This is a genomic window from Micromonospora sp. WMMD723 (assembly GCF_049863385.1).
Taxonomy (GTDB): Bacteria; Actinomycetota; Actinomycetes; order Mycobacteriales; family Micromonosporaceae; genus Micromonospora; species Micromonospora wenchangensis.
In genome coordinates this window covers 3825569-3849165 of sequence record NZ_JBMKNR010000001.1, presented here as the reverse complement: position 1 = coordinate 3849165, position 23597 = coordinate 3825569, and the positions used below count along the sequence as shown (strand labels likewise).

The window sequence follows — 23597 nt, the reverse complement described above, 5'->3', positions numbered from 1 at the left end:
AGGGTCAGTCGTCGGCCAGGCGGCCGTCGCGCAGGGTGAGCGTCCGGTCGGCCACCTCGATCAGCGCCGGGTCGTGGGTGGCGACCAGCGCGGTCATCCCCCGGGCGTGCACCACCGCGCGGAGCAGGTCCATGATCGCCCGGCCGGTCTCGGAGTCGAGCTGGCCGGTCGGCTCGTCGGCGATCAGCAGGTCGGGTTCGTTGGCCAGGGCGCGGGCCACCGCGACCCGCTGCTGCTGCCCGCCGGACAGCTCGTACGGGCGCTGTCGGGCGTGCGCGCCCAGACCCACCAGTTCCAGTAGCACCGCCACCCGTTCCTCGCGCTCCGCCGCCGGGACCCGGGCCAGCCGCAGCGGCACCCCGACGTTCTCCGCCGCCGACAGGATCGGCACCAGTCCGAAGGTCTGGAACACGAAACCGACGGTGCCCCGGCGCAGCCGCAGCAGCTCGGCCTCACCGGCGGCGGTGACGTCGTACCCGGCCACCCGCACCCGGCCGGCGTCCGGCCGGTCCAACCCGCCGACCAGGTTGAGCAGGGTGGTCTTGCCGGCGCCGGAGCGCCCCCGCACCGCCACCAGTTCGCCCCGGGCGGCGGTGAAGGAGACGTCGCGGACGGCGTGCACGGCGTGCCGTCCCCGGCCGAACGTGCGGCTCACCTGCTCGACCCGGACCACCTCGTCGGTGACCGGGTCGGCGGCCCGGACGGAAACCTGCTCGCTCATGCGTCACTCCCGTTGGGTTGCGGCGTCCGGTCGCCGGGGCGGACCTGCACGTGGTCCGGGGCGAGGTCGAGGCGGACCCGGTCGCGCAGGGCCAGCGCCTCCACGAACGGCGCCGGTAGCTGCATCCGGCCGGTCCGGTCCAGCACCGCGTACTCCTCGCTGACCAGTTCGGTGCTGCCGTCGACGCCGACGCGGGCGGTGCGGCGTACCTCGGAGGCGGTCCGGCCGTCGCGGATCGCGACGGTGCGGCGGACCTGGTCGGCGACGGCGTGGTCGTGGGTGACCACGACCACGGTCACCCCCAGTTCGGCGTTGATGGTGCGTAGCGCCGCGAAGACCTCCGCGCCGGTCGCCTCGTCCAGCTCACCGGTCGGCTCGTCGGCGAAGAGCACCTCCGGGTCGTTGGCGACCGCCACCGCCACCGCGCAGCGCTGCTGTTCGCCGCCGCTGAGCTGGCCGGGCCGCCGGTCCGCGCAGTACCCCACGCCGACCAGTTCCAGCAGTTCGTCGGCGCGCTGCCGGCGGGCCCGTGCGCCACCGCCGCGCCGGGCCAGCCGCATCGGCAGTTCCACGTTCTCCCGCGCGGTCAGGTACGGCAGCAGGTTCCGGCCGGTCTGCTGCCAGACGAACCCGACGGTGCGTCGCCGGTAGGCCAGCCGTCGGCGGGCCGACATCGACAGCAGGTCGTACTCGGCGACCCGGGCGATGCCGGCGGTCGGGGTGTCCAGCCCGGAGAGGATGTTGAGCAGGGTCGACTTGCCCGAGCCGGAGGCCCCGACGATCGCCACCAGCTCACCCCGGTCGATCACCAGGTCGAGCCCCTGGAGGGCGACCACCTCGACCCCCTCGGTCTTGAAGATCCGGACCAGCCCGTCGCAGACGATGTGCCCGCGCAGCCGGTCCTGCCCGCCGGCCCGTTCGGCCGCCCGCTGCGCCGCCCGGCGTTGCAGGTCGGCCAGGTCCGGGACGACGGGGTTCGGGGCGGTCGTGGTCATCTCAGCTCTCCTCTCCGAGCCGGAGCACCTCGCCGAGGCGCATCCGACGGTTGTTCAGGGCCTCCACCGCCAGCGCGAAGCCCAGCGCGACCGCGCCGAGCCCGACCGTGGCGGCGACCGTACCGGGGGCGAACCCCACCCGCACCGGCGTGCCGTTGGTGAACGCGGCGAGGCCGAGCAGCGGGGTGAGCAGCAGCGGCAGCAGCACCCCGACCAGTGCACCGGTCAGCACCGACACCCCGACCAGCGGGGCCAACTCCACCAGCAGCAGCCCCCGCCACTGCCGGCGGGACAGCCCGAGGGTGCGCAGCCGGGACAGCACCTCGCCCCGGGCGCGGGCCCCGGCCAGCACGGTGAAGGCGACCGCGAGCAGCGCCAGCACCCCACCGGCCACCGCCCCGGCGGTGAACCCGAACGCCAGCAGCCCGTTGGCGCCCCCGCCGCCCAGCCGCAGCCGGGTCTGTGACCAGGTCTGCACCGCCACGCCCCGGGGCCGTTCCCGGCCGGTGACCGCGCCGCCGGTCTGGTAGCGCTGCTGACCCTCGTCCCCGGCCTGGCGCAGCGCCCCGACGTCGAGCCGGTCGCCGGCCACCAGGAACCCGGTGGGCACCGGCGGACTGTCCCGCCGGGGCAGCGCCTGCCAGGGCAGCACCACGTACCGGCTGGTGTTCGGCCGGGCCAGCGGGAAGTCGGCGACGGTGCCGGCGGGGATGAACTCGTACCGCTGGCCCTGCACGGTGACGAAGGCGGACCGCAGGCCGGCGTCGGCGAGGTCGGCGGCGACCGCCGGGGAGACCACCGCCGGCAGCGGGCCGTCGCCCGGCCGGGCGTCGCGCAGCGGGCCGGGCACCGGGACGTCCCGGCCGGCGGCCCGCGCCGTACGGGCCAGGCCGGGGCCGTCGACCAGCAGCACGCTGGTGTCGCGCAACCGGGCGTCGGTGCCGGCGGCGTCGGTGGCCAGGCGTTGCGCCGACTCGTCGACCAGCCCGGTGGCGGCCCGCACCCCGGGCAGCCGCTCCAGGGCCGGCCCGGTGTCCGGGGCGAGCCGGTCGCCCCGGATCAACGCGTCCGCCGGCACCGCGCGGGTGGCGACGTCGTCGCGGGTGTCCTCGATGCCGGTGGCGACCACCGCGCAGAACGCGGCGGTGGCGACCGCGAGCACCACCACGACCAGCGGGGTGGCCGCCGCCGCCCGGCCGGCGCGGGCCGTGCCCAGGAAGGCGACACTTCCCCGGGTACGCGCGGCGAGCCGGCCGGCCAGCCGCACCGGCCACGGGTACAGCCGCAGCGCCAGCACCGACGCGGCGATCGCGACCAGCGCCGGCACCGACACCAGCAGCGGGTCCACCGTGCCGGGGGTGAGGCCGCGCCGCCGCAGCAGCACCACCGCCAGCCCGGCCAGCAGCACCAGCGCGGCCTCGGTGGTGGCCCGCCGGGCGGACGGCCGCAGCCGACCCAGATCCCGCCGCCCGACCACCCCGGACGGTACGGCCAACGTCGCCACCGGCAGCGCCAGGGTGACCAGGACCGTCGCGCCCACGGCGAGCGGCCCGGTGCCGCCGGGCGCACCGGGCAGCAGGCCACCGAGCAGCCAGCCGAGCCCGGCGGCGGGCGGGACGACCAGCAGCGACTCGGCGAGGCTGCGCCGCAGTCCGGTGGTGGCCCCGCCGCCCCGGGCGCGGATCAGCACGAACTCGGCGCGGCGGCGGCGTACGGCCAGCGCGGCGGCCAGCACGACCAGCCCGGCCAGCGTCGCCAGCACCCCGGCGGCGATGACGGCGAGCAGGGTACGCGCCGAGGTGACCGCCCGGCTGAACTCGCGCAGCGGGACGTCGACGCCCTGGGTCAACTCGGTGTCGGTGGCGGTGCTGGCCCGCGCCAGCCGTTGCACCCCGTCGACGAGCTGGTCGATGTGCCGCACGTCGATGCCGTCCGCGCCGAGCCGGTAGCGCCAGGTGAAGGAGATCGGCCGCCCCTGCCCGGCCAGCCGGTCCAGGGCGGCGACGGCGACCGCCCCGACCAGGATGAACGGTTGACCGTCGCCCTCCGGCTCGCCGACCTGGAGCAGCGACGGCAGGGCGTCCCAGCTTCCGTCGGCGGGGTCGACGGGGCGGAACGTCCCGACCACGGTCAGCGGGGTGGACGGGTGCTGCGGGTCGGGGGCGGCGAGTCGGAGCCGGCTGCCGACGCGCAGCCCGAACCGGCCGGCGACGTCGGCGGCGAGGGCGACCTGCACCGGGGCGTCGTCGTCGGGTGGGACGGCCGGCCAGCGTCCCTGCACCAGGGTGCCGGTCGTCTCGATGCCGGGGGCGGCCCGCAGGCCCAACTCCACCAGATAGTTGCCCCGGGCCAGGTCGGGGCCGGTGACCAGGTCGCCGGGGGTCTGCGCGGTGTACCAGCGGTGCGCCACGGCGGCACGCACGTCGGCGGGCATCCGTTGCTGGAACGTGTCGAGGTCGGCGGCCCGGCTGCTGGCCGGTGGCGCGTCGACGACGGGCCGGGTGGTCCAGGTCAGGTCGCGGCGGGCGCCGGGTTCGGCGGCGAGGTGTTCCCGCAGCCCCTGGTCGGCCAGCCGGTTGGCCACCCTCGGCACCCCGGCGACCAGCAGGGCGATCACCAGGGTCAACGCGGCCAGCAGCAGGAACTGCCCGCTGTGGGCGCGTACCCGACGGATCACGACGCCGATGTTCATCGCTGGTCCTCCCCGTGGTGCAGCGGTCCGGTCGTCGTGGTCCTCACCGGTCTCCCCCGGTGCGCAGCCGGGCGGCGGCGACCCGCTGCCGCAGCCCGGCGGCCATCGCCGCGCTGCCGGCCAGCGCGGCCAGCAGCAGTCCCGCCACGGTCCACCCGATCGGGGTCCAGGCCAGGGCGAACGTCGGTGCGGGCACGGGTCGCCCGGCGGCCGGGGTGAGGATCACCAGGGGTGCCATGGTGGCCCCGACGACCGCGCCGAGCAGCAGGCCGACGCCGACGCCGATCCCGGCCAGGAAGGTCTGTTCGGCGAGCAGCGCGCGGGCCAGCAGCCGGGGGGACGCGCCGAGGGTGTGCAGCACCGAGAACTCGCCGAGCCGGTGCCGGGCGGTGGCCCACACGTCGACCACCAGGCCGACCAGGGCGAGCAGCACCGAGCCGAGGGCGGCGGCCAGCAACCCGGTCCGGGCCCCCTGCCAGTACGGGTCGTCGGCGGCCACGGCGGCGGCCTGCCGGCGGTCCAGCAGGGTCGTCCCGGGTAGCGCGGCGGCGGCCCGGGTCGCCTCGCCGTGGGCGGTGGCGTCGGTCCGCAGCCACCACTCGGGTACCGGCCGGACGGTGCCCGAGTTGCGGATCAGCCAGTCGGTGGCGGCGGGCAGGTCGAGCAGCACCCCGTCCCCGGCGGTGGCGGGCAGCGCGGTCACCTCCCCGACCAGGCGCACCGGCAGGGAGACCCCGGACAGGGTCAGCTGCACGGTCTCCCCGGGCCGGACGTTGAGCGCGGCCCGCACGGCCGGGCTCATCACGGCCGGTACGGCGGTGTCCGGGCCGTCCGGCACCACCGCGAAGCGGGACGCCGGCTGGTAGGCGTACCGGCCGCCGTCGAGGAAGCCGACGGGGTGGGTGGCGGTCAGTCCGGCGTCGTCGGCGGTGGCGGTGCTGCTCCCGGCGGACTCGGCGGCGGCCACCCGCCACCGGCCGGTGGGTGTGAACGTGGTGGACCGGGCATCCGGGCCGACGGTGCGCAGGTCCCGCACCTTCAGCGCGTACGCGGTGCCGGCGACGTCCCCGCCGTCGGCCTCGAACCCGGCCAGCCGCAGTCCCGTGACGGCGGGCAGGTCGACCCGGAACCCGGTGGCCCGCCCGTCGCTGCCGGTGCGCGCCACGGGCAGCCGGTAGGCCAGCCCGTCGGCCCGGGTGAGCAGCACCGACACGGCGATCCGGTGCGGGACGACGGCCTGGTCGACGGGGGTGCTCACGGTGCCGGTGAGGCTGCGGGCGTCGGCCGGCAGCGGCTGCCCGAGGGCCGGTCCCCGGGCGGCGGTCAACTGCGCGAACAGTTCCCGCGCGGGCCGGTCGGCGAGCCGGTCGCTGAGCTTGGCCACCTCGGCTGCCTGTGCGGTGTCCAGGCCGAGCACGGTGGCCTGCCGGTCGTCCCGGCCGACCCGGATGTCGTCCCGCCAGGCCGGCAGCGCCCGGTCGACGCCGGGCAGCGCGGCGAGCGCGGCGGCCCGGTCGACGGGGGCGACGCCTGTGCGTTCGACCAGCCGCAGGTCCGCGCCGACGCGGTGGTCGGCCTGGTCGACCTGGGACCGTTCCCCGGTGGCGACGAGCGACCAGGCCAGGGTGCTGCCGCCGACGGCGAGGGCGAGCAGCAGCACCGGCCCGGCGTGTGGCCGCCGCCCGGCCTGCCACATGCCGAAGATGGTCGCGGTCCACGGTCGCCTGTCGACGAACCGTTCGGCGAACCGGGTGGCCGGCGGCAGCAGCCGTAACGCCACCACCGCCCCGGCCAGCACCCCCAGGGTCGGCGCGGCCACCAGCAGCGGGTCGAGGCCGAGGTCGTTGCCGGCACCGGCCAGCGGTGAGGAGTAGCGGCGCAGTTGCACCCAGGCGAGGACGGCGAAGGCGACCAGGGCCAGGTCGAGTCCGGCCCGGCTGACGGTGGTGACCCGGTCGGGGCGGGACCGGGCGGCCAGGTCGGCCACGTAGGTGCCCGCGCCGCGCAGGGTGGGGGCGACCATCGCGACGAGGCAGCCGGCGGCGGTGACCAGGGCCGCCGCCCAGACCCACCGGCCGCCGCCGACGGCACCGCCGAGGTCGACCGGGCCGTCGGCGGCGACCCGGCGCAGCGCCCCGCCGGCGAGCAGGGGCCCGAGCAGGGCGGCGGGGACGACCACCAGGGTCGCCTCCCGGGCGGCGAGGCCGGCGAGTTGCCGGCGGGCCGCACCCCGGGCCCGCAGCAGCGCGGTCTGGGCGCGCCGGTCCTCGTGCAGCAGGGCGGCGATCAGCACCAGCGCGTACCCGCCGAGGACCACGATCAGCAGCAGCGGGGTGGCCAGGGCCGAGCGGCCAGCCAGGTCGGCCCGGCTGATCCGGTCGATGAGCCGGTCGAGGGTGGTCACCGCCTGGGCCGACGAGCCGAGCCCGGCCGCCTCGGGCACCCCGGTCGCGGCGGTGGCGACGGCCCGGCGCAGCGCCGCCAGCCGGTCCGCCCCGACGGCGGTCAGGTCGGGCGCGACCACCCAGGCGGCGGAGACCGAGCCGGGGAAGGTGGCCGCGAAGTCGGCCGGGTCGAGCACGAACGGCCCGTGCGTGGCGTCGCCGTCCGCGTCGGTGCCCAGTCCGGGGGCGAGCCGCCAGTACGGGTCGGCCGGGTCGCGGGGACGCCAGGTGCCGGCGAGCACCACCTCGGTACGCCGGTCGGCGCTGCGGTCGCGCATCGGTACCCGGTCGCCGGTGCGTAGGCCCAACGCGCCGGCGACCTTCTCGGGCAGGGTGGCCTGGAGCGGGCCGGCCCCGGCGGTCGGCCAGACGCCGTCGACGAGGTCGGCGTGCCGGGCCAGGTCGTCCAGGGTGGCGAGGGTGGCGAAGACCGGTTCCTTTCCGGTCCGGATGCCCGGCCCGAGGGTGCCGGTGAGTTCCCGGCCGGTGCCGTAGCGGGCGGCGGAGACCCGGATCGGGGTGCCCTTGAGGGCGGTGGCGAAGCCGTCCCGGACGGCCCGGTCACGGGTGGCGTACTCGGTGCGGTCGCGGCCACCGGAGCCGCTGACCAGCAGGCTGCGTTCCTCGACGGGCGCGGCGGTGATCAGGGCGCGCTGCCCGGCGTCGACGGCCCGCCGGTTGTAGTCGGCCAGCCCGGTGACCAGTGCGATCGCGACCAGTGCGGCGGCGACCGCCGCGAGCAGCAGTCCCCGTGCCTCGCGGGCCCGCCTCCACACCAGCTTCATCCGTTGCCTCCCCGGGGCCCGGGGTCGGGCCGACGGAGAGCAAGAGCGGTGACCCGGCGGGAAAGGTTCGCACCCGTTACTTGATCGTTACCCTGCCCCGCCGGTTGGTCCGGCGGCGTGGATCTGGTGTGATCGGCGGCATGGAAACCGCGCTGATGCTGTCGACTCTCGCCCTCGTGCTGGCGCTGGTGATGCAGTTCCCGCTGCGCAACCGCCGCGACGACGTGTCGTTCCGGCTGGTGGAGATCGAGCGCCGCCAGCGGCTGATCATGGAGCACCTGGGCGTCGTGGACCGGGGCCCGGCCCTGCCGGGGGTGCGGGAGCACTTGGCCCGGGGCGACAAGATCCGGGCGATCAAGGCGTACCGGGAGGCGACCGGGACGGATCTGCGCACCGCCAAGGAGGCGGTCGAGGCGATCGCCGCCGGACGCTGACCCTATGATCGACTCAAGTGGGCCGACGTTGCGCGATCACACCGACCACCGACCCCATGATCGACTCAAGTGGGCCGATGTTGCGCGATCACACGGCTTACATACCGCAACATCAGCGACATTGAGTTGATCATCCCGGCGATCGCAGCGCGATCACACCGGCCACTGAACCCACGATCGACTCAAGTGGGCCGACCTTGCGCGGTCACACCGGCCACTGAACCTACGATCAACTCACGTGGGCCGACGTTGTGCGGTCACAGGGCTTACATACCGCAACATCAGCGACAATGAGTTGATCACCTCGGCGATCGCAGCGCGCGCCGATCCGGCGTCGATCATGGGGTCGGCGTCCAGGCCGGGCCGGGACGCCTTGCGACCCGGCCAGGGTCAGCCCCGGACCGGCGTCCGGCGGGCCGGCCGGTACATGGAGCAGACCAGCGGGCCGCCCTCGATCGTGGTGCGCGCCGTGACCGCGAAGCCGAGGCGTTCGTAGAGGCGGACGTTGCGTTCGTCGGAGGTCTCCAGCGCGATGCCGTTCGGGTCGCCGGACTCCTCGACGAGGGTCACCCCCGCTGCGGCGACGGCGGAGCCAAGACCACCACCGCGCCGGTCCGGGTGGACGCCCAACGTCGCGAGTTCCCACGCGCCGGGTGGCCGCGTCGGCAGCTCGACGGCCATGAGTGCCGCCAGCCGGTCACCGTGCAGCTCCGCGATCCGCGCCTGGAGGTCCTCCCCCGGCGCGGGCGCGTCACCAGGCAGGAACGCGGCGACCGCCCGAGCGTCGTCAGCGACGAGGACGAGGCCGTGTGCCAGGGCGTGCCCCAGGTAGAGGGCCTGTAGCTCTTCGAGTCGACGCGGGTAGTCGTCGGCCGGGATCGACCACCGCGTCCACGGGTAGTCGTGGAAGGCGACGGCGAGCGTACGCGCGGCGCGGGGCAGGTCGACGGCGGTGGCCCGGCGGATCTGGCTGGTCATCGGCCCGAGCCTAGTCAGTCCGTCGTCAGCTCCGGCCGGTGCTCACGGATCCACGCCTCGACGTCAGCCTTCTGCCACACCTTGCCCATCGCCAGCACCGCCACGGGTTCCGGGAAGTTCCTCTGGTTGGCGATCACGGACGCGCGCTGTCGGGAGACGTTCCCGAGCATCGTCCTGATCTCCGACACGCCGACGAGGTCCACGGGTTGACAATGACAGCACCCATCGCTCTCGACGCCGACAACTACGCAGGCTGTTGACATAGACAACAGGCAGAGTCACGATGGCGGCGTGACCGAGTCAAACGTTTCGCCTGTTCATGGTCGGCAGCGGCGGCCCGTGGGCGGGCATCCGCCGATGCGCCCGCTGTGGCACTGCCGGACGTGCGCCGCGCCCTGGCCGTGCCAACCCGCCCGGCTGCTGCTGACCAGGGAGTACCGGCGGGACCGGGTGGCCTTGTCGATCTACATGGCCAGCCAGTTGTTCGAGGCCACCGCCGATCTGGTGCGGCTCAATCCGAACCCGGCTCCGTCCCCGGCGGAACTGTTCGACCGTTTCCTCGCCTGGACGGCCCGACCGTCCACCCGGGCCGCCAACGCGTCCGGGCCGGACGACGGGCATCGGCCCGGGGCGGCGACCCCGGAACCGGAAACGGCTGCGGCTGCGGCTGCGGACCGTCCGGCCGACCGGCTGCCGGAAACTATCTGACGAGCAGGGTCAGCAGTCCGGTGAGGGCGACGAGGACGGCGGCCACCCCGGTGAGTACGGCCGGCAGGATCTTGAGGTATTCGAGGATCACGGAATGCCGGCCCGGCACCCCGCTGATCCGCTGCGTTCGTCTCGTCGTGGCCGCCATGGTGATTCCCCTGTCCGGTGCCCGCGTCCGGTCGGATGAATCGGAGCCGCTGACCGGCGAATCGTCTGCCGCCGCCGGGTAGCAGCCGACCGGACACTCCACAGCGAGGGCATAATCCCTGTTCACACGAGTGCAGCCGACTTCCGCGCATCCTACCTTTCATATTCGACCGTAGGCGTGACGACCAGTCGAGCGCAATCATCAGTACCGGAAAGAGTACGGAGGAATGCCATTTTCACGCGTGGGAGTGGCATGCCGCGCAACTGATTTCGGATTACCGGCAGGCACCCCGTACCGGCACCACCGCCGGCATTCCGATTTCCGCCGGTGGCGCGCGGTCGGTTGTCAGGCGGTCGCGTCGTCGGCCGGGCGCTTCGCCCGACTCGGCTGCACCCGTTTCGGTTCGCCGGGCATCTTCGGATGGTCGGGTGGATAGGGCAGGTCGCCCAGGCCCTGCCCGGCGTCCCGCTCGGCCCAGTCGAGCAGGGGGGTGATGTCGACCGGGTCGTCGTCGATGCCCGCGTGCGGGTCGCCCCGCTCGGCCAACCTGGCCGGCACCGTCCGCAGGTCGAAATCGTCGGGATCGACGTCGGGCAACTCGTCCCAGGTGACCGGGGTGGAGACGGTGGCCCGCGCGTTGGCCCGCAGCGAGTACGCGCAGGCGATGGTGCGGTCCCGGGCCATCTGGTTGTAGTCGACGAAGACCCGCCGCCCGCGTTCCTCCTTCCACCAGGCGGTGGTGACCAGGTCGGGCCGACGCCGTTCCAGCTCCCGGGCCAGCGCGATGGTGGCCCGGCGCACCTCGGTGAACGTCCACCGCGGGGCGATGCGCAGGTAGACGTGCAGCCCCCGGCCGCCGGAGGTCTTCGGCCAGCCGGTGACGCCCAACTCGGCGAGGATGCCCCGCAGCTCGGTGGCGGCCGTCGCCGCGTCGGTGAAGTCGGTGCCGGGCTGCGGATCGAGATCCACCCGCAGCTCGTCGGGATGGTCGACGGCGGCGGCCCGGACCGGCCACGGGTGGAACACCACCGTGCCCATCTGCGCGGCCCAGGCGACGTGGGCGAGGTCGGTCGGGCGCAGCTCGTCGGCGCCCCGGCCGCTGGGGAAGGTGATGCCGACCGTCTGCACCCACGGCGGCACGCCCCGGGTGGGCACCCGCTTGGAGAAGAATGCCTCCCCCGCGATGCCGTCGGGGAAGCGTTGCAGGGTGGTCGGCCGGTCGGTCAGTGCGCGCATGATGCCCTCGCCCACCGCGACGTAGTAGTGGAAGACGTCGGCCTTGGTGAACCCGCGCTCCGGGAAGATCACCCGATCCGGGCTGCTCAGCCGGACGCTGCGCCCGGCCACCTCGACCTCGGTCGCCGTCGTCTTCCCGCTGGCCGCCATGGCGCGACCATATGCGATGCCCCCGACATCCGACGTACGGTTGACAGGTGAGTCTTGACGAGAGCGAACTGCCCCGCACCGAGGACGAGTGGCGGGTCCGGCTGACCCCTGAGGAGTTCCGGGTGCTGCGCGAGGCCGGCACCGAACGCCCCTTCACCGGCGAGTACGTCGACACGAAGACCCCCGGCGTCTACCACTGCCGGGCCTGCGGGCTCGAACTGTTCTCCAGCGACACCAAGTTCGACTCGCACTGCGGCTGGCCGAGCTTCGACGACGCCATCCCGGGCCGGGTGCGGGAGATCCAGGACACCAGCCTCGGCATGGTGCGGACCGAGATCCGCTGCGCCCGCTGCGACAGCCACCTCGGGCACGTCTTCCACGGCGAGGGCTTCACCCCGAAGGACACCAGGCACTGCGTGAACTCGGTGTCGATCCGGCTGGAGCCGAATCAGGGCTGAGCCGGAGCGGGCCGCACCGGAGCAGGGCCACACCGACGCCGAGCCCGCGCCCGTGCCCGCGCATGGGCACGCCGGGCGGTCAGAGCAGGAGCAGGCTGCCCTCGTCGTCCACCCGGTCGGCGGCGGAGTCGTCGAGCCAGACACCCCCGGTGGCCAGGTAGCGGAACCGGTGCTCGCCGGGGCCGAGCCGGACGGTCACCGTCCGCGTGCCGTCCCGGCGCGGCACCAGCTCGTGCCGGCCCGGCTGCCAGTCGTTGAAGCAGCCGACGACGCTGACCGTGCCGGGCGGGGTGTCCCGGGGCAGGCAGAAGGTGACCCGGGTCTGGGTGCCGAAGAGTCTGGTGCGCTTGATCACGTGATCCTCCCGGGGTCGGGGCGTCCTACCGGGTCCAACGCCCGACACGCCGGGGCGAAACGCCGTCCGACCCAAGCGATCCGGGGCATTTCGCCCTGCGCGCCCGCCGGCCTGTCGCACCCTGGGGGCAGATGTCCGATGCGGAGGGGTGTGACAGGTGGCTACCTGCGAGGTCTGCGGCAACGACTACTGGATGGCGTTCGAGGTGCGTACGGTCAGCGGTGACGTGCACACCTTCGACTCCTTCGAGTGCGCGGCGCACAAGCTCGCGCCGATCTGCGAGCACTGCCAGGTGAAGATCATCGGGCACGGGGTGGAGGTCGGCGGCCGGTTCTTCTGCTGCGCGCACTGCGCCCGCGCCGTGGAGGCCCTGGGCGCGGAGATCCGCGACGCGGTCGGCGCCCGCCCGGCCTGACCAGCCAGGCCCGACCGGTCGTCCACCCGGCTTGGCCCACGGCCCGACCCGGCCGGCCCCGACGCCACGGGGCGTGCCGGGCCGGCGGGCGGGCCGCCTACCATCGCCTGATGGCACCGCAGACCGTCGACGTCCACGTCGCCAGCTTCACCGAGCTGGACGTACGCACCTTCCACGACCTGCTGCGGTTGCGGATCGACGTGTTCGTCGTGGAGCAGCACTGCCCGTACCCGGAGCTGGACGGGCGGGACGTCGAACCCGGCACCCGGCACCTCTGGCTGGCCCACGACGGCGTCGTGCGGGCCTACCTGCGGCTGCTCGCCGACCCCGGCGGGGTGGTGCGGATCGGGCGGGTGGTGGTGGCCCCGGCGGCCCGCGGCGGCGGGCTCGCCGGCCGGCTGATGACCGAGGCGTTGCGGCTGGTCGGCGACCGGCCGTGCGTGCTGGAGGCGCAGGCCCACCTGGCCGGCTTCTACGCCGGGCACGGCTTCACGGTGACCGGCCCGGAGTACGTCGAGGACGGCATCCCCCACCTGCCGATGCGCCGGAGCGGGCCGGGCAGCCCGAAACATTGACGGACACCGCTTTCCTGTGCAAGCCTGCGGGGGCAGTGGGAGCCGCACAGCAGGCACGGGAGGGGCAACTCCCGGCCGTCCGGGCGTCGATCGACAGACCCCTTCACCTCGGAGGCTCCATGTCCACCGTCCTACGCAGACGACCCACCGCGCTCGCGGGGTCGCTGCTCTCCATCGGCGCGATCATCGCGCTGCTGCTCACCACCGCCCTGGCCAACTCGGCGTCCGCGCACGGCGCGGTGGTGAACCCGGGGTTCCGCGCCTACAGCTGCTGGGAGCGCTGGGGCGCCGAGTTCCAGAACCCGCGCATGGCCACCGAGGACCCGATGTGCTGGCAGGCCTGGCAGGCCGACCCGCAGGCCATGTGGAACTGGAACGGCCTGTTCCGCGAGGGGGTCGCCGGCAACCACCAGGGCGCCATCCCGGACGGCCAGCTGTGCAGCGGCGGACGCACCCAGAACGGCCGCTACAACGCCCTGGACACCGTGGGCGCGTGGAAGACCACGTCGGTCGCGAACAGCTTCCGGCTGAAGTTCTTCGACCAGGCCAGCCACGGGGCCGACTACATCCGGGTGTACGTCACCAAGCAGGGCTTCAATTCGGCGACCACACCGCTGGGCTGGGGCAACCTGGAGCTGGCCGGGCAGATCGGCAACACGCCGGCCTCCCAGTGGGACAGGGACACCGGTGGCGTGTCGATCCAGATCCCGGTGAACGCGCCGGGCCGTACCGGGCGGCACATCGTCTACACCGTGTGGCAGGCCAGCCACCTGGACCAGTCGTACTACCTGTGCAGTGACGTGGACTTCGGTGGCGGCACCAACCCGACCACGCCGCCGCCCACCACCGCGCCGCCGACCACCCCGCCGCCCACCACGGCCCCGCCGACCACGCCGCCGCCCACCACCGCCCCGCCGACCACCCCGCCGCCGGCGACCGGTGGCTGCACCGCGACCTACCGGGTGACCTCCAGCTGGAACGGCGGGTTCCAGGGTGAGGTGGACGTGACCGCCGGGTCCTCGGCGATCAAGGGCTGGACGGTGAACTGGACGTACTCCGGGGGCCAGCAGATCAGCCAGGCGTGGAACGCCACGCTGACCAGCAGCGGGTCTGCGGTGACCGTCCGCAACGTCAACTACAACGGCGCGTTGGCCGCCGGCGGGAAGACCACCTTCGGCTTCCTCGCCTCGGGCAGCAGCGGCACCAGCCCGACCCCGGTCTGCACCGCGACCGTCTGACCGGTCGGCACGGAACAGCAGACGCGACACCACGGAGGTAGTGGCCTCCCGCGCGGCGGGAGGCCACTACCTGTGCGATCGGGCACGATCTCGACCGCCGGGGCACCGCGACCCGGGGCGGGCGGGACAGTCAGACCAGGCAGTTGACGATGTCGGCGACCGAGCGACGCCGGCCGGTGTAGAACGGGACCTCCTCGCGGACGTGCCGGCGGGCCCCGGAGGCCCGCAGGTCCCGCATCAGGTCGACGATCCGGTGCAGCTCGTCGGCCTCGAAGGCGAGCATCCACTCGTAGTCGCCGAGGGCGAACGAGGCGACCGTGTTGGCCCGGACGTCCGGGTAGCCGCGCGCCATCTTCCCGTGCTCGGCCAGCAACTCCCGCCGCTCGGCGTCCGGCAGCAGGTACCACTCGTAGGACCTGACGAACGGGTAGACGCACAGGTACGGCCGGGGCGCCTCGTCGGCGAGGAAGGCCGGGATGTGGCTCTTGTTGAACTCCGCCGGCCGGTGCAGCGCCAACTGCGACCACACCGGGGTCAACGCCCGCCCCAGGGTGGTCCGACGCAACCGCAGGTAGGCGTCCTGGAGGGCGTCGCTGGACGACGAGTGCCACCAGATCATCACGTCCGCGTCGGCGCGCAGCCCGGCCACGTCGTACATGCCCCGGACCACGACGTCCTTGCCGGCCAGCTCCTCGAAGAGCGACTCCACCTCGCCGGTGACGTTCTCCCGCAGCGCTGGCAGGGTGCCGGTGGCCCGGTAGACCGACCACATGGTGTAACGCACGGTGGCGTTCAGCTCCCTGAGCCGGGCGGCGTTGGACTGCTCGGTGCTCTGCTCGGTCATGGACCCGATCCTCCCAGTGCTTCGATGATCTCGTCGGCCGCGCTCTCGCCGGAGCGGACGCAGACCGGGATGCCGACCCCGTCGAAACCCGCGCCGGCCACCGCCAGGGTGGGGTGCGACGCGCGCAGCGCCGCCCGGACGGCCGCCACCCGCCCGGTGTGACCGGGGGCGTACTGCGGCAGCGCGCCGCCCCAGCGCTGCACGTGACCGGCGACCGGCGTGGGCAGCGCCACCCCGAGCACCCGGGTCAGCTCCCGGTGCACGGTGGCGAGCAGGTCGTCGTCGGTGACCTGGAGCGAGGTCTCCTCGCCGTACCGGCCGACGGAGGCGCGGACCAGGGCCAGCCCGTCCGGCGCGGCCAGGTGGCCCCACTTGGTGGTGAAGAAGGTGGACGCCTTGATCAGCAGCCCCTCGGTCGCCGGCACCAGGAAACCGGAGAGCCGGGGCAGCTCCGGCGCGGGCAGCGCCAGGGTGACCAGCGCGACGCTGGCGTAGTCCAGCCCGCCGACGGTCGCCGCCTGCGCCGCGGCGAACCCGGTGAGCAGCCGGGCGGTGGGCCGGGCCGGCACGGTGAGCAGCACCGCGTCCGCCTCGACCGACTCCGGGTCGCGGGTCGGGCCGACGGTCAGCCGCCAGCCGTCGCCGACCGGGGCCAGCTCGCGGACCGCCGCGTTGCGGCGGATCGTCGCGCCGCTGGCCGTGGCCGCCGCCTCGACCAGGGTGCCCAGCCCGCCGGCCAGGGTGCCGAAGACCGGTGCGCCGGGGGCGCGCGGCGCGGCGGCCTGCGCGGCCCGGACCGCGCCGACCAGGGTGTGTTCCACCCGCGCCGCGCGGGCCAGCGCCGGCATGGTGGTGACCAGGGACAGGTCGTCGGCCCGCCCGGCGTAGACGCCGCCGAGCATCGGGTCGACCAGCCGCTGCACCACCTGCTCGCCGAACCGGGACCGGACCAGCGCGCCGACCGAGACGTCCTGGTCCGCGTCGAGCAGCGGCCGGCCGCCGTCGCGGTCGGCGTCCGCCGTGGGCTCGGCGACCGTCGCCACCGCCGCCAGGTCCCCGGGTACGCCGACCAGGGTGCCGCCCGGGACCGGGCGCAGTCCGCCGTCGACGACGAGCGCGGCCTGCCCGACGGTGGGGTGCACGATCCGCCCGGCCAGGCCGAGCCGGCGGGCCAGGGTCACCGCGGCGGACTCACCCCCGGCCGGGTCCCGCATCAGGAACGACTCCGCGCCGAACTCCACCGGCCGGCCGGCCAGCTCACCGGTGCGCAGCTTGCCACCGAGCGCGCCGGACTGCTCGTACACGGTGATCTCGGTGTCGGCGGGGGCGCGGTCGCGCAGCCGGACCGCGGCGGCCAGGCCGGTGATCCCGCCACCGACCACCGCCACCCGCCACGGCCGTGCCCGCACCGCTCAGCCCTGCTCGTCCCGGCGCGCGGACACCTCGTGCACCAGCGCGACCACCCGGGTCAGCACCTCGGGGTCGGTCTCCGGCAGCACGCCGTGACCGAGGTTGAACACGTGACCGGGGGCGGCCCGGCCCTGCTCGACGATCCGCCGCACCTCGGCCTCGATCACCGGCCAGGGGGCGAACAGCACGGTCGGGTCGAGGTTGCCCTGCACGGCCCGGTCCGGACCGATCCGGCGGGTCGCCACGTCCAGCGGGGTACGCCAGTCGACGCCGACCACGTCGGCGCCGGCCTCCCCCATCGCGCCGAGCAGTTCGGCGGTGCCCACCCCGAAGTGGATCCGGGGCACCCCCGCGTCGGCCAGGCCGGACAGCACGGCGGTGGAGTGCGGCAGGACGAAGCGGCGGTAGTCGGCCTCCGACAGCGCCCCGGCCCAGGAGTCGAAGAGCTGCACGGCGGAGACCCCGGCGTCGACCTGCACCCGCAGGAACGCCAGGGTGACCTCGGCGAGCCGGGCGCAGAGCGCGTGCCACAGCTCGGGCTGGCCGTACATCATCGCCTTGGTCCTGGCGTGGGTCCGCGACGGTCCGCCCTCGACCAGGTAGCTGGCCAGGGTGAACGGCGCGCCCGCGAAGCCGATCAGCGGGGTGTCGCCCAGCTCGGCGACGAGCAGCCGGACCGCTTCGTCCACGTAGGACACGTCGGAGCGGTCGATGCGGTGGACCCGCTCGACGTCGGCGACGGTGCGCACCGGCTCGGCCACCACCGGCCCGGTGCCGGCGACGATGTCCAGGTCGACGCCGGCCGCGGCGACCGGGACGACGATGTCGCTGAACAGGATCGCCGCGTCGACGCCGTGCCGGCGGACCGGCTGGAGGGTGATCTCGGCGACCAGGTCCGGCCGGCGGCACGAGTCGAGCATCCCCACGTTGGCCCTGATCTCCCGGTACTCCGGCAGGGACCGGCCGGCCTGGCGCATGAACCAGACCGGGGTGTGCGGGACGGACTCCCGGCGGCAGGCCCGGACGAAGGGCGAGTCGGCCGGCCCGCTGCGGCGGGATTCTCCGTCTCGGGCGGCGGTGCCCGTGGTGTCGGTGGTCATCGCGGCAATCGTGCCACGCACCCGCGCGGGCCCGACGGGCAGCGCCGCCATTTGTGACCCGCGCCCCCGGCGCGCGCCGGTCGGCGGCGGCCCGGGTGCACGGCCCGCGCCGGTCGGCGGTGGCCGGGTGCCCGCCCCGCCCGGCCGCCGTGGCCCCGGTGGGCCGGTCCGCCCGGCCGTGGGCCGGTCCGCCCGGCCGACGGTGCCACGCGGACCACCGGAACGTCCCGGTCGACGGCGGGACGCGGCACTTCGGCGTGCCGTCCCGGCGGGCGACGGCGGGTCGGCATAGGCTGCCGGTCATGGCCCCCCCGATCGCGCTCCCGGAGACGTTCGCCCGCGCGGTCGCCGGCCTGCGGTCGGTCACCCCCCGGGCGGAGATCGTCCTGGAGGAGGTCGGCGCGCCCCAGCGGCTCGCCCCCTACGCGTTCGCCCTCTCCGCCACCGTGCTGCGCGACGACGACGAGGTGGCCGACGGGCGGCTGATCCTGCTGCACGACCCGGCCGGGCACGACGCCTGGCAGGGCACCCTGCGGCTGGTCACCTACGTGACCGCCGACCTGGAGGTCGACCTGGCCGCCGATCCGCTGCTGCCGGGGGTGGGCTGGACCTGGCTCACCGACGCGTTGGAGGCGCACCAGGCGTGCTACCGGGCGGCCGGCGGCACGGTCACCCAGACCGTGTCGACCCGGTTCGGCGACCTGGCCGGCCCGCCCGCCGCCGGGGACGTCGAGATCCGGGCGTCCTGGACGCCACTCGGCGAGGACCTGGGTGCGCACCTGTCGGCCTGGTGCGCGCTGCTCGCCTCCACCGCGGGGTTGCCGCCGCCCGGCGTCACCGCGCTCACCGACCGCCGGCCGGCCGGCGCGGCCTGACCACCGGCCGCCCCGCCGGTAGCGACGCGACACGCCCGGAGCACAAGCCGATGTCCCCGACGCCCTGGGGACGTCCCACCCGACGCCGAATGTCCCCCACGCGAGGTGGCCGTCCTCACCGCCCGGACCACCGCCGGACACCGGCACGACACACACCGGACCGCCTGCGCACACCATGTCGCCCGGGCGCACTAGGGTTGTCAGGTGACCGACGAACCACCCCTGCGCCGTCGGGCCGCCGAAAGCCGTACGGCAGACGTTCCGCCCCCGGCCGTCGCGGAGCCGGCGGACGCGGGCACCGAGCAGCCCTCCGGCGGGCCCGTACCGCTGACCGCGCCCCGTGACGGCACCCCCCAGCCGGTGGCCACCCCCGCCGAGCTGGACGAGGTCGTGGCCCGCTTCGCGGCCGGCACCGGCCCGGTGGCCCTGGACGCCGAGCGGGCCTCCGGGTACCGCTACAGCCAGCGGGCCTACCTGGTGCAGCTGCGCCGGGAGGGGGCCGGCACCACGCTGATCGACCCGCTGCCGCTGCCCGACCTGACCGCCCTCGACGAGGCGATCGGTGACGCCGAGTGGGTGCTGCACGCCGCCAGCCAGGATCTGGCCTGCCTGGCCGAGGTGGGGTTGCGTCCGCGCCGGTTGTTCGACACCGAGCTGGCCGCCCGGCTGGCCGGCTTCGAGCGGGTCGGCCTGGCCGCGCTGACCGAGCAGTTGCTCGGCTACACCCTGGAGAAGCACCACTCGGCGGCGGACTGGTCCAGCCGTCCGCTGCCCGAGTCGTGGCTGACCTACGCGGCGCTGGACGTCGAGATGCTCGTCGACCTGCGCGACGCGCTGGACGCGGAACTCCACGCGCAGGGCAAGTCGGCGTGGGCGGCGGAGGAGTTCGCCGCGCTGATCACCTGGGCCACCCGGCCGCCCCGGGTGCGGGCCGAGCCGTGGCGGCGGACCTCCGGCATCCACCGGGTCCGGGGGGCGCGGGCGCAGGCCCGGGTCCGGGCCCTGTGGTATGCCCGGGACCAGATCGCCGTGCGGCGCGACGCCGCTCCGGGCCGGGTGCTGCCCGACTCGGCGATCATCGCCGCCGCCGAGCTGGACCCGAAGGACGAGAAGACGCTGCTGACCCTGCCCGGGTTCGGCGGCCGGTCGGTGCGCCGGCTGGCCCGGTCCTGGCTGACGGCGCTCGACGAGGCCCGCCAGTTGGCCGACGACGCGTTGCCGGTCACCCCGACGGTGGAGGGGCCGCCCCCACCGCACCGGTGGGCGGAGCGCGACCCGGTGGCCGCCGGGCGGCTGGCCCGCTGCCGGGAGGTGGTGGTCCGGGTCGCCGGTGAGCACCGGCTCCCGCCGGAGAACCTGATCACCCCGGACTCGGTACGTCGGCTGGCCTGGCAGCCGCCCGACGAGATCACCGTGGACACCGTCACCGAGGTGCTGCGCGGCTACGGCGCACGCCAGTGGCAGCTCTCGCTCCTGCTGCCCGCGCTCGCCGAGGCACTGCTGCCCGCGCCCCGGGCCTGAGCCACCGCCACGCACCGCCGGGGACCCGGGTGCGCCGTCACCACCGGCGTACCCGGTCGGGGAGTGTGGGGTGGGCCACACCGGGGGTGGTGACGGCTGTGGTTACTGGCGAGTAGCATTCCTCGGGAAACGCCAGTGCCGGCCGACCCTCACCCGGCCCGTGCCGCCCCCGCGGCGCGTCGGCCGGGTCGTGGTCGATAAGGAGGCTCCAAGTGCCCCGAGAAGTTCGGGATGTCGTCTTCGTCGACGGTGTCCGCACCCCGTTCGGCAAGGCGGGTGGCATGTACGCCAACACCCGCGCCGACGACCTGGTCATCCGCTGCATCCGCGAGCTGCTGCGCCGCAACCCCCAGCTGCCCCCGGAACGGGTCGAGGAGGTGGCCGTCGCCGCCACCACCCAGATCGGCGACCAGGGCCTCACCATCGGCCGCACCGCCGCCCTGCTGTCCGGACTGCCCAAGACCGTCCCCGGCTTCGCCGTCGACCGGATGTGCGCCGGGGCGATGACCGCCGTCACCGCCGTCGCCGGTGGCATCGCGATGGGCGCGTACGACATCGCCATCGCCGGTGGCGTCGAGCACATGGGCCGGCACCCGATGGGCGAGGGCGTCGACCCCAACCCGCGGATCATCGCCGAGAAGCTCGTCGACCCGTCCGCCCTGGTGATGGGGGCCACCGCCGAGAACCTGCACGACCGGGTGCCGCACATCACCAAGGAGCGCACCGACGCGTTCGCGCTCGCCTCGCAGCTCAAGACCGCCAAGGCGTACGCCGACGGCAAGCTCCAGGCCGACCTGGTGCCGGTCGCGATCCGCGACGACGAGGGCGGCTGGGGCCTGGCCACCGCCGACGAGGCGCCCCGGGAGACCTCGCTGGAAAAGCTGGCCACCCTGAAGACCCCGTTCCGCCCGCACGGCAAGGTCACCGCCGGCAACGCGGCCGGCCTCAACGACGGTGCCACCGCCAGCCTGCTCGCCGACGAGGCCACCGCCCGTGAGCTGGGCCTGCCGGTCGCGATGCGGCTGGTGTCGTACGGCTACGTCGGCGTCGAGCCCGAGGTGATGGGCGTCGGCCCGATCCCGTCGACCGAGAAGGCGCTGCGCATCGCCGGCCTGAGCATCGACGACATCGGCCTGTTCGAGCTGAACGAGGCGTTCGCCGTGCAGGTGATCGCCTTCCTCGACCACTTCGGCATCGCCGACGACGACCCCCGGGTCAACCCGTGGGGCGGCGCGATCGCCATCGGTCACCCGCTCGCCTCCTCCGGCGTACGGCTGATGACGCAGCTCGCCAGGCAGTTCGCCGAGCACCCCGAGGTGCGCTACGGCCTCACCGCCATGTGCATCGGCATCGGCATGGGCGGCACGGTCATCTGGGAGAACCCGAACTGGGAGGGTGCAGACAAATGAGCCTCAGCGCACCGAACGAGGTCGTCACCCGGGCGCTGCTGCGTCAGGTGAACGTGCCCGGGCTGGACCGGCCCGCCGCCCTGATCACCCTGGACAACGGTCTCGACCACACCAAGCCGAACACCTTCGGCCCGGCCGGCCTCGCCAGCCTCGACGAGGCGATCAGCGCCGCCCTGGCCGCGGAGCCGGCGTTCGTCGCGGTCACCGGCAAGCCGTACATCTTCTGCGTGGGCGCGGACATCACCAGCCTGCCCGCGCTGGCCGACCGGGAGCAGGCGCTGGAGATCGGCCGGCTCGGCCACCGGGTCTTCGCCCGGCTCAAGGACAGCGCCGTACCCACCTTCGCCTTCGTCAACGGCGCGGCGATGGGCGGCGGACTGGAACTGGCCCTGCACTGCCACTACCGGACGCTGTCCGGCGGCGCGGCGGCGTTGGCCCTGCCCGAGGTCTCCCTCGGCCTGATCCCCGGCTGGGGCGGCACCCAGCTGCTGCCGAACCTGATCGGCATCCCCGCCGCCACCCAGGTGATCCTGCAGAACCCGCTGATGCAGAACAAGATGCTCAAGCCGAAGCAGGCCGCCGAGATGGGCATCGCGGACGTGCTGCTGGAGCCGGCCGACTTCCTGGAGCGGTCGCTGCAGTGGGCGGCCGGAGTGGTACGGGGCGAGGTCACCGTCACCCGGCCCGAGGTCGACAAGGACATGTGGGCGGGCGTGCTCTACTTCGCCCGGCAGACCCTCGACGCGCGGCTGCACGGCGCGGTCCCGGCCGCGTACAAGGCGCTGGACCTGCTGGAGACGGCGAAGGACGCCGACTTCGCCACCGGCACCGCCGCCGAGGACGAGGCGCTGGCCGACCTGATCTTCTCGGAGGAGCTGCGCAGCGGCCTGTACGCCTTCGACCTGGTGCAGCGGCGGGCCAAGCGGCCGGCCGGCGCGCCGGACAAGGGCCTGGCCCGGCCGGTCACCAAGGTCGGCATCGTCGGCGCCGGCCTGATGGCCAGCCAGCTCGCCCTGCTGTTCGCCCGCCGCCTGCAGGTGCCGGTCGTGCTGACCGACCTGGACCAGTCCCGGGTCGACAAGGGCGTCGGCTACGTGCACACCCAGATCGAGAAGGCCGTCAGCAAGGGCCGGATGGACAAGGGCACCGCCGCCAAGCTGTACGGCCTGGTCTCGGGCTCGGTCGACAAGTCCGTCTTCGCCGACGCCGACTTCGTCATCGAGGCCGTCTTCGAGGACCTGGACGTCAAGAAGCAGGTCTGGGCCGAACTGGAGAAGATCGTCGCGCCGGAGGCGGTGCTCGCCACCAACACCTCCTCGTTGTCGATCACCGCGATGGCCGCCGAGCTGGAGCACCCGCAGCGGCTGGTCGGCTTCCACTTCTTCAACCCGGTGGCGGTGCTGCCGCTGCTGGAGATCGTCCGGGGCGAGCGGACCGACGACGCCACCCTGGCCACCGCGTTCGCCGTGGGCAAGCAGTTGAAGAAGTCCTCGGTGCTGGTCTCCGACGCCCCGGCGTTCGTGGTCAACCGGCTGCTCACCCGCTTCCTGGGCACCGTGTTCGCCGCCGTCGACGCCGGCACCCCGCTCGACGTGGCGGACAGCGCGCTGGACCCGCTGGGGCTGCCGATGCGCCCGCTCGCCCTGCTCCAGCTGGTCGGGCCGGCGGTGGCGTACCACGTGGGCGGCACCCTGCACGCGGCGTACCCGGACCGGTTCGACGTCAGCGAGAATCTCCGTCGGATCGCCGACTCGGGTCAGCCGATCGTCGTCGAGGACCGGATCAACGACGAGGTGGCCAAGCTGCTCGTCGTCGGAGACCAGCCACTCACCGCCGAGCAGGTCCGGCAGAACGCCCTCGACGCGCTGGCGCAGGAGATCCGGCTGATGCTCGACGAGGGCGTCGTCGCCGAGGCGCAGGACATCGACCTGTGCATGATCCTCGGTGCCGGTTGGCCGTTCCACCTGGGCGGGATCACCCCGTACCTGGACCGGACCGGCACCTCCGAGCGGGTCACCGGGCGGCGTTTCCTGCCCCGTGGGGCCGCCAGCCTGCGCGCCTGAACCATCCCCGCTCCCCCGCCGATCGCGGTGGCCGCCGATGTCC

At 74.7% G+C, this 23597-nt stretch carries 21 protein-coding genes and 1 pseudogene; 10 read left to right on the top strand and 12 right to left on the bottom strand.

Annotated features, from left to right (window positions below):
- Nucleotides 1-4: 4 nt before the first annotated feature.
- Genes ACN261_RS17380 through ACN261_RS17365 form a run of 4 tightly spaced genes read right to left on the bottom strand, consistent with a single transcriptional unit; the run spans nt 5 to nt 7637 of the window.
- On the bottom strand, nt 5-721 hold the full coding sequence (locus ACN261_RS17380; protein WP_425851058.1) for an ABC transporter ATP-binding protein: 717 nt from the start codon (nt 719-721) through the stop codon (nt 5-7).
- Entirely contained in the window at nt 718-1716 is a 999-nt protein-coding gene (locus ACN261_RS17375) for an ABC transporter ATP-binding protein (protein ID WP_204924014.1), read from the bottom strand. The genes ACN261_RS17380 and ACN261_RS17375 overlap by 4 nt, the downstream gene beginning before the upstream one ends.
- A gap of 1 nt (nt 1717) precedes the next feature.
- Nucleotides 1718-4408, bottom strand: coding sequence for an FtsX-like permease family protein (locus tag ACN261_RS17370; RefSeq protein ID WP_425851056.1), 2691 nt, complete (start codon nt 4406-4408; stop codon nt 1718-1720).
- Between the two features lie 43 nt (nt 4409-4451).
- A complete protein-coding gene (locus ACN261_RS17365; RefSeq protein ID WP_425851054.1) occupies nt 4452-7637 on the bottom strand; it encodes an FtsX-like permease family protein in 3186 nt (1061 codons plus the stop codon).
- Between the two features lie 140 nt (nt 7638-7777).
- Here ACN261_RS17365 and ACN261_RS17360 point away from each other — a divergent pair, with 140 nt between their 5' ends.
- Nucleotides 7778-8071, top strand: coding sequence for a hypothetical protein (locus ACN261_RS17360; protein WP_402890847.1), 294 nt, complete (start codon nt 7778-7780; stop codon nt 8069-8071).
- Nucleotides 8072-8461: 390 nt separating this feature from the next.
- Here ACN261_RS17360 and ACN261_RS17355 read toward each other — a convergent pair whose 3' ends face one another.
- Complete coding sequence (locus ACN261_RS17355) at nt 8462-9049, bottom strand: GNAT family N-acetyltransferase (protein ID WP_425851052.1); 588 nt, start codon at nt 9047-9049, stop codon at nt 8462-8464.
- Between the two features lie 14 nt (nt 9050-9063).
- Nucleotides 9064-9252, bottom strand: coding sequence for a hypothetical protein (locus tag ACN261_RS17350; protein WP_425851050.1), 189 nt, complete (start codon nt 9250-9252; stop codon nt 9064-9066).
- A 154-nt stretch (nt 9253-9406) separates the two neighbouring features.
- Here ACN261_RS17350 and ACN261_RS17345 point away from each other — a divergent pair.
- A pseudogene (locus ACN261_RS17345) lies at nt 9407-9640 on the top strand (hypothetical protein); the annotation flags it as partial.
- 109 nt (nt 9641-9749) lie between these two features.
- Here the strand turns inward: ACN261_RS17345 and ACN261_RS17340 are convergent.
- Nucleotides 9750-9905, bottom strand: coding sequence for a hypothetical protein (locus tag ACN261_RS17340; protein WP_363656503.1), 156 nt, complete (start codon nt 9903-9905; stop codon nt 9750-9752).
- A gap of 345 nt (nt 9906-10250) precedes the next feature.
- The gene (ligD, locus tag ACN261_RS17335) at nt 10251-11291 is read right to left on the bottom strand and encodes a non-homologous end-joining DNA ligase (RefSeq protein ID WP_425851049.1); all 1041 of its coding nucleotides are present in this window, start codon (nt 11289-11291) and stop codon (nt 10251-10253) included.
- A 47-nt stretch (nt 11292-11338) separates the two neighbouring features.
- Here ligD and msrB point away from each other — a divergent pair, with 47 nt between their 5' ends.
- Nucleotides 11339-11749: a peptide-methionine (R)-S-oxide reductase MsrB gene (gene msrB, locus ACN261_RS17330; RefSeq protein WP_421486400.1), complete on the top strand. Its 411-nt coding sequence runs from the start codon at nt 11339-11341 to the stop codon at nt 11747-11749.
- 79 nt (nt 11750-11828) lie between these two features.
- Here msrB and ACN261_RS17325 read toward each other — a convergent pair whose 3' ends face one another.
- Nucleotides 11829-12104 (bottom strand): isoamylase early set domain-containing protein, encoded by a 276-nt coding sequence (locus ACN261_RS17325; protein WP_421486398.1) that lies wholly within the window; start codon nt 12102-12104, stop codon nt 11829-11831.
- 157 nt (nt 12105-12261) lie between these two features.
- On the opposite strand from ACN261_RS17325, the gene ACN261_RS17320 reads away from it, so the two are divergent.
- The 3 genes from ACN261_RS17320 to ACN261_RS17310 all read left to right on the top strand — a co-directional run bounded on the left by ACN261_RS17320 (nt 12262) and on the right by ACN261_RS17310 (nt 14332).
- Nucleotides 12262-12519 carry a Prokaryotic metallothionein gene (locus ACN261_RS17320; protein WP_088645482.1) on the top strand — a complete coding sequence of 86 codons (258 nt, stop codon included), beginning with the start codon at nt 12262-12264 and terminating at the stop codon, nt 12517-12519.
- A gap of 110 nt (nt 12520-12629) precedes the next feature.
- Nucleotides 12630-13094, top strand: a complete 465-nt coding sequence (locus ACN261_RS17315) for a GNAT family N-acetyltransferase (protein ID WP_421486396.1) — start codon at nt 12630-12632, stop codon at nt 13092-13094.
- Nucleotides 13095-13213: 119 nt separating this feature from the next.
- Nucleotides 13214-14332 (top strand): lytic polysaccharide monooxygenase auxiliary activity family 9 protein, encoded by a 1119-nt coding sequence (locus ACN261_RS17310; RefSeq protein WP_425851047.1) that lies wholly within the window; start codon nt 13214-13216, stop codon nt 14330-14332.
- A gap of 130 nt (nt 14333-14462) precedes the next feature.
- On the opposite strand, the gene hemQ is transcribed toward ACN261_RS17310, so the two are convergent.
- From hemQ to hemE, 3 genes are read right to left on the bottom strand one after another with little or no spacing between them, the layout of a single operon-like run.
- Entirely contained in the window at nt 14463-15176 is a 714-nt protein-coding gene (hemQ, locus tag ACN261_RS17305; RefSeq protein ID WP_204924003.1) for a hydrogen peroxide-dependent heme synthase, read from the bottom strand.
- Nucleotides 15173-16585, bottom strand: a complete 1413-nt coding sequence (gene hemG, locus ACN261_RS17300; protein ID WP_425851044.1) for a protoporphyrinogen oxidase — start codon at nt 16583-16585, stop codon at nt 15173-15175. The genes hemQ and hemG overlap by 4 nt, the downstream gene beginning before the upstream one ends.
- Nucleotides 16586-16588: 3 nt before the next feature.
- Nucleotides 16589-17686, bottom strand: coding sequence for a uroporphyrinogen decarboxylase (hemE, locus tag ACN261_RS17295; protein WP_421486391.1), 1098 nt, complete (start codon nt 17684-17686; stop codon nt 16589-16591).
- A 302-nt stretch (nt 17687-17988) separates the two neighbouring features.
- Here hemE and ACN261_RS17290 point away from each other — a divergent pair, with 302 nt between their 5' ends.
- The 4 genes from ACN261_RS17290 (at nt 17989) to ACN261_RS17275 (ending at nt 23554) form a co-directional block, all read left to right on the top strand.
- Complete coding sequence (locus ACN261_RS17290; protein WP_302741547.1) at nt 17989-18561, top strand: DUF3000 domain-containing protein; 573 nt, start codon at nt 17989-17991, stop codon at nt 18559-18561.
- Between the two features lie 204 nt (nt 18562-18765).
- Nucleotides 18766-20082, top strand: a complete 1317-nt coding sequence (locus ACN261_RS17285; RefSeq protein WP_421486389.1) for a ribonuclease D — start codon at nt 18766-18768, stop codon at nt 20080-20082.
- 212 nt (nt 20083-20294) lie between these two features.
- Nucleotides 20295-21491, top strand: a complete 1197-nt coding sequence (locus ACN261_RS17280) for a thiolase family protein (RefSeq protein ID WP_421486388.1) — start codon at nt 20295-20297, stop codon at nt 21489-21491.
- Entirely contained in the window at nt 21488-23554 is a 2067-nt protein-coding gene (locus ACN261_RS17275; protein WP_425851041.1) for a 3-hydroxyacyl-CoA dehydrogenase NAD-binding domain-containing protein, read from the top strand. Before ACN261_RS17280 ends, ACN261_RS17275 begins: the two co-directional genes overlap by 4 nt.
- The last annotated feature ends 43 nt before the right edge of the window (nt 23555-23597 follow it).

Excerpts from the sequence above, each read along its gene's own strand:
- ACN261_RS17380 (WP_425851058.1), bottom strand. The coding sequence starts at position 721 with ATGAGCGAGCAGGTTTCCGTCCGGGCCGCCGACCCGGTCACCGACGAG.
- ACN261_RS17375 (WP_204924014.1), bottom strand. The coding sequence starts at position 1,716 with ATGACCACGACCGCCCCGAACCCCGTCGTCCCGGACCTGGCCGACCTG.
- ACN261_RS17370 (WP_425851056.1), bottom strand. The coding sequence starts at position 4,408 with ATGAACATCGGCGTCGTGATCCGTCGGGTACGCGCCCACAGCGGGCAG.
- ACN261_RS17365 (WP_425851054.1), bottom strand. The coding sequence starts at position 7,637 with ATGAAGCTGGTGTGGAGGCGGGCCCGCGAGGCACGGGGACTGCTGCTC.
- ACN261_RS17360 (WP_402890847.1), top strand. The coding sequence starts at position 7,778 with ATGGAAACCGCGCTGATGCTGTCGACTCTCGCCCTCGTGCTGGCGCTG.
- ACN261_RS17355 (WP_425851052.1), bottom strand. The coding sequence starts at position 9,049 with ATGACCAGCCAGATCCGCCGGGCCACCGCCGTCGACCTGCCCCGCGCC.
- ACN261_RS17340 (WP_363656503.1), bottom strand. The coding sequence starts at position 9,905 with ATGGCGGCCACGACGAGACGAACGCAGCGGATCAGCGGGGTGCCGGGC.
- ligD (WP_425851049.1), bottom strand. The coding sequence starts at position 11,291 with ATGGCGGCCAGCGGGAAGACGACGGCGACCGAGGTCGAGGTGGCCGGG.
- ACN261_RS17315 (WP_421486396.1), top strand. The coding sequence starts at position 12,630 with ATGGCACCGCAGACCGTCGACGTCCACGTCGCCAGCTTCACCGAGCTG.
- ACN261_RS17310 (WP_425851047.1), top strand. The coding sequence starts at position 13,214 with ATGTCCACCGTCCTACGCAGACGACCCACCGCGCTCGCGGGGTCGCTG.
- hemQ (WP_204924003.1), bottom strand. The coding sequence starts at position 15,176 with ATGACCGAGCAGAGCACCGAGCAGTCCAACGCCGCCCGGCTCAGGGAG.
- hemE (WP_421486391.1), bottom strand. The coding sequence starts at position 17,686 with ATGACCACCGACACCACGGGCACCGCCGCCCGAGACGGAGAATCCCGC.
- ACN261_RS17290 (WP_302741547.1), top strand. The coding sequence starts at position 17,989 with ATGGCCCCCCCGATCGCGCTCCCGGAGACGTTCGCCCGCGCGGTCGCC.
- ACN261_RS17275 (WP_425851041.1), top strand. The coding sequence starts at position 21,488 with ATGAGCCTCAGCGCACCGAACGAGGTCGTCACCCGGGCGCTGCTGCGT.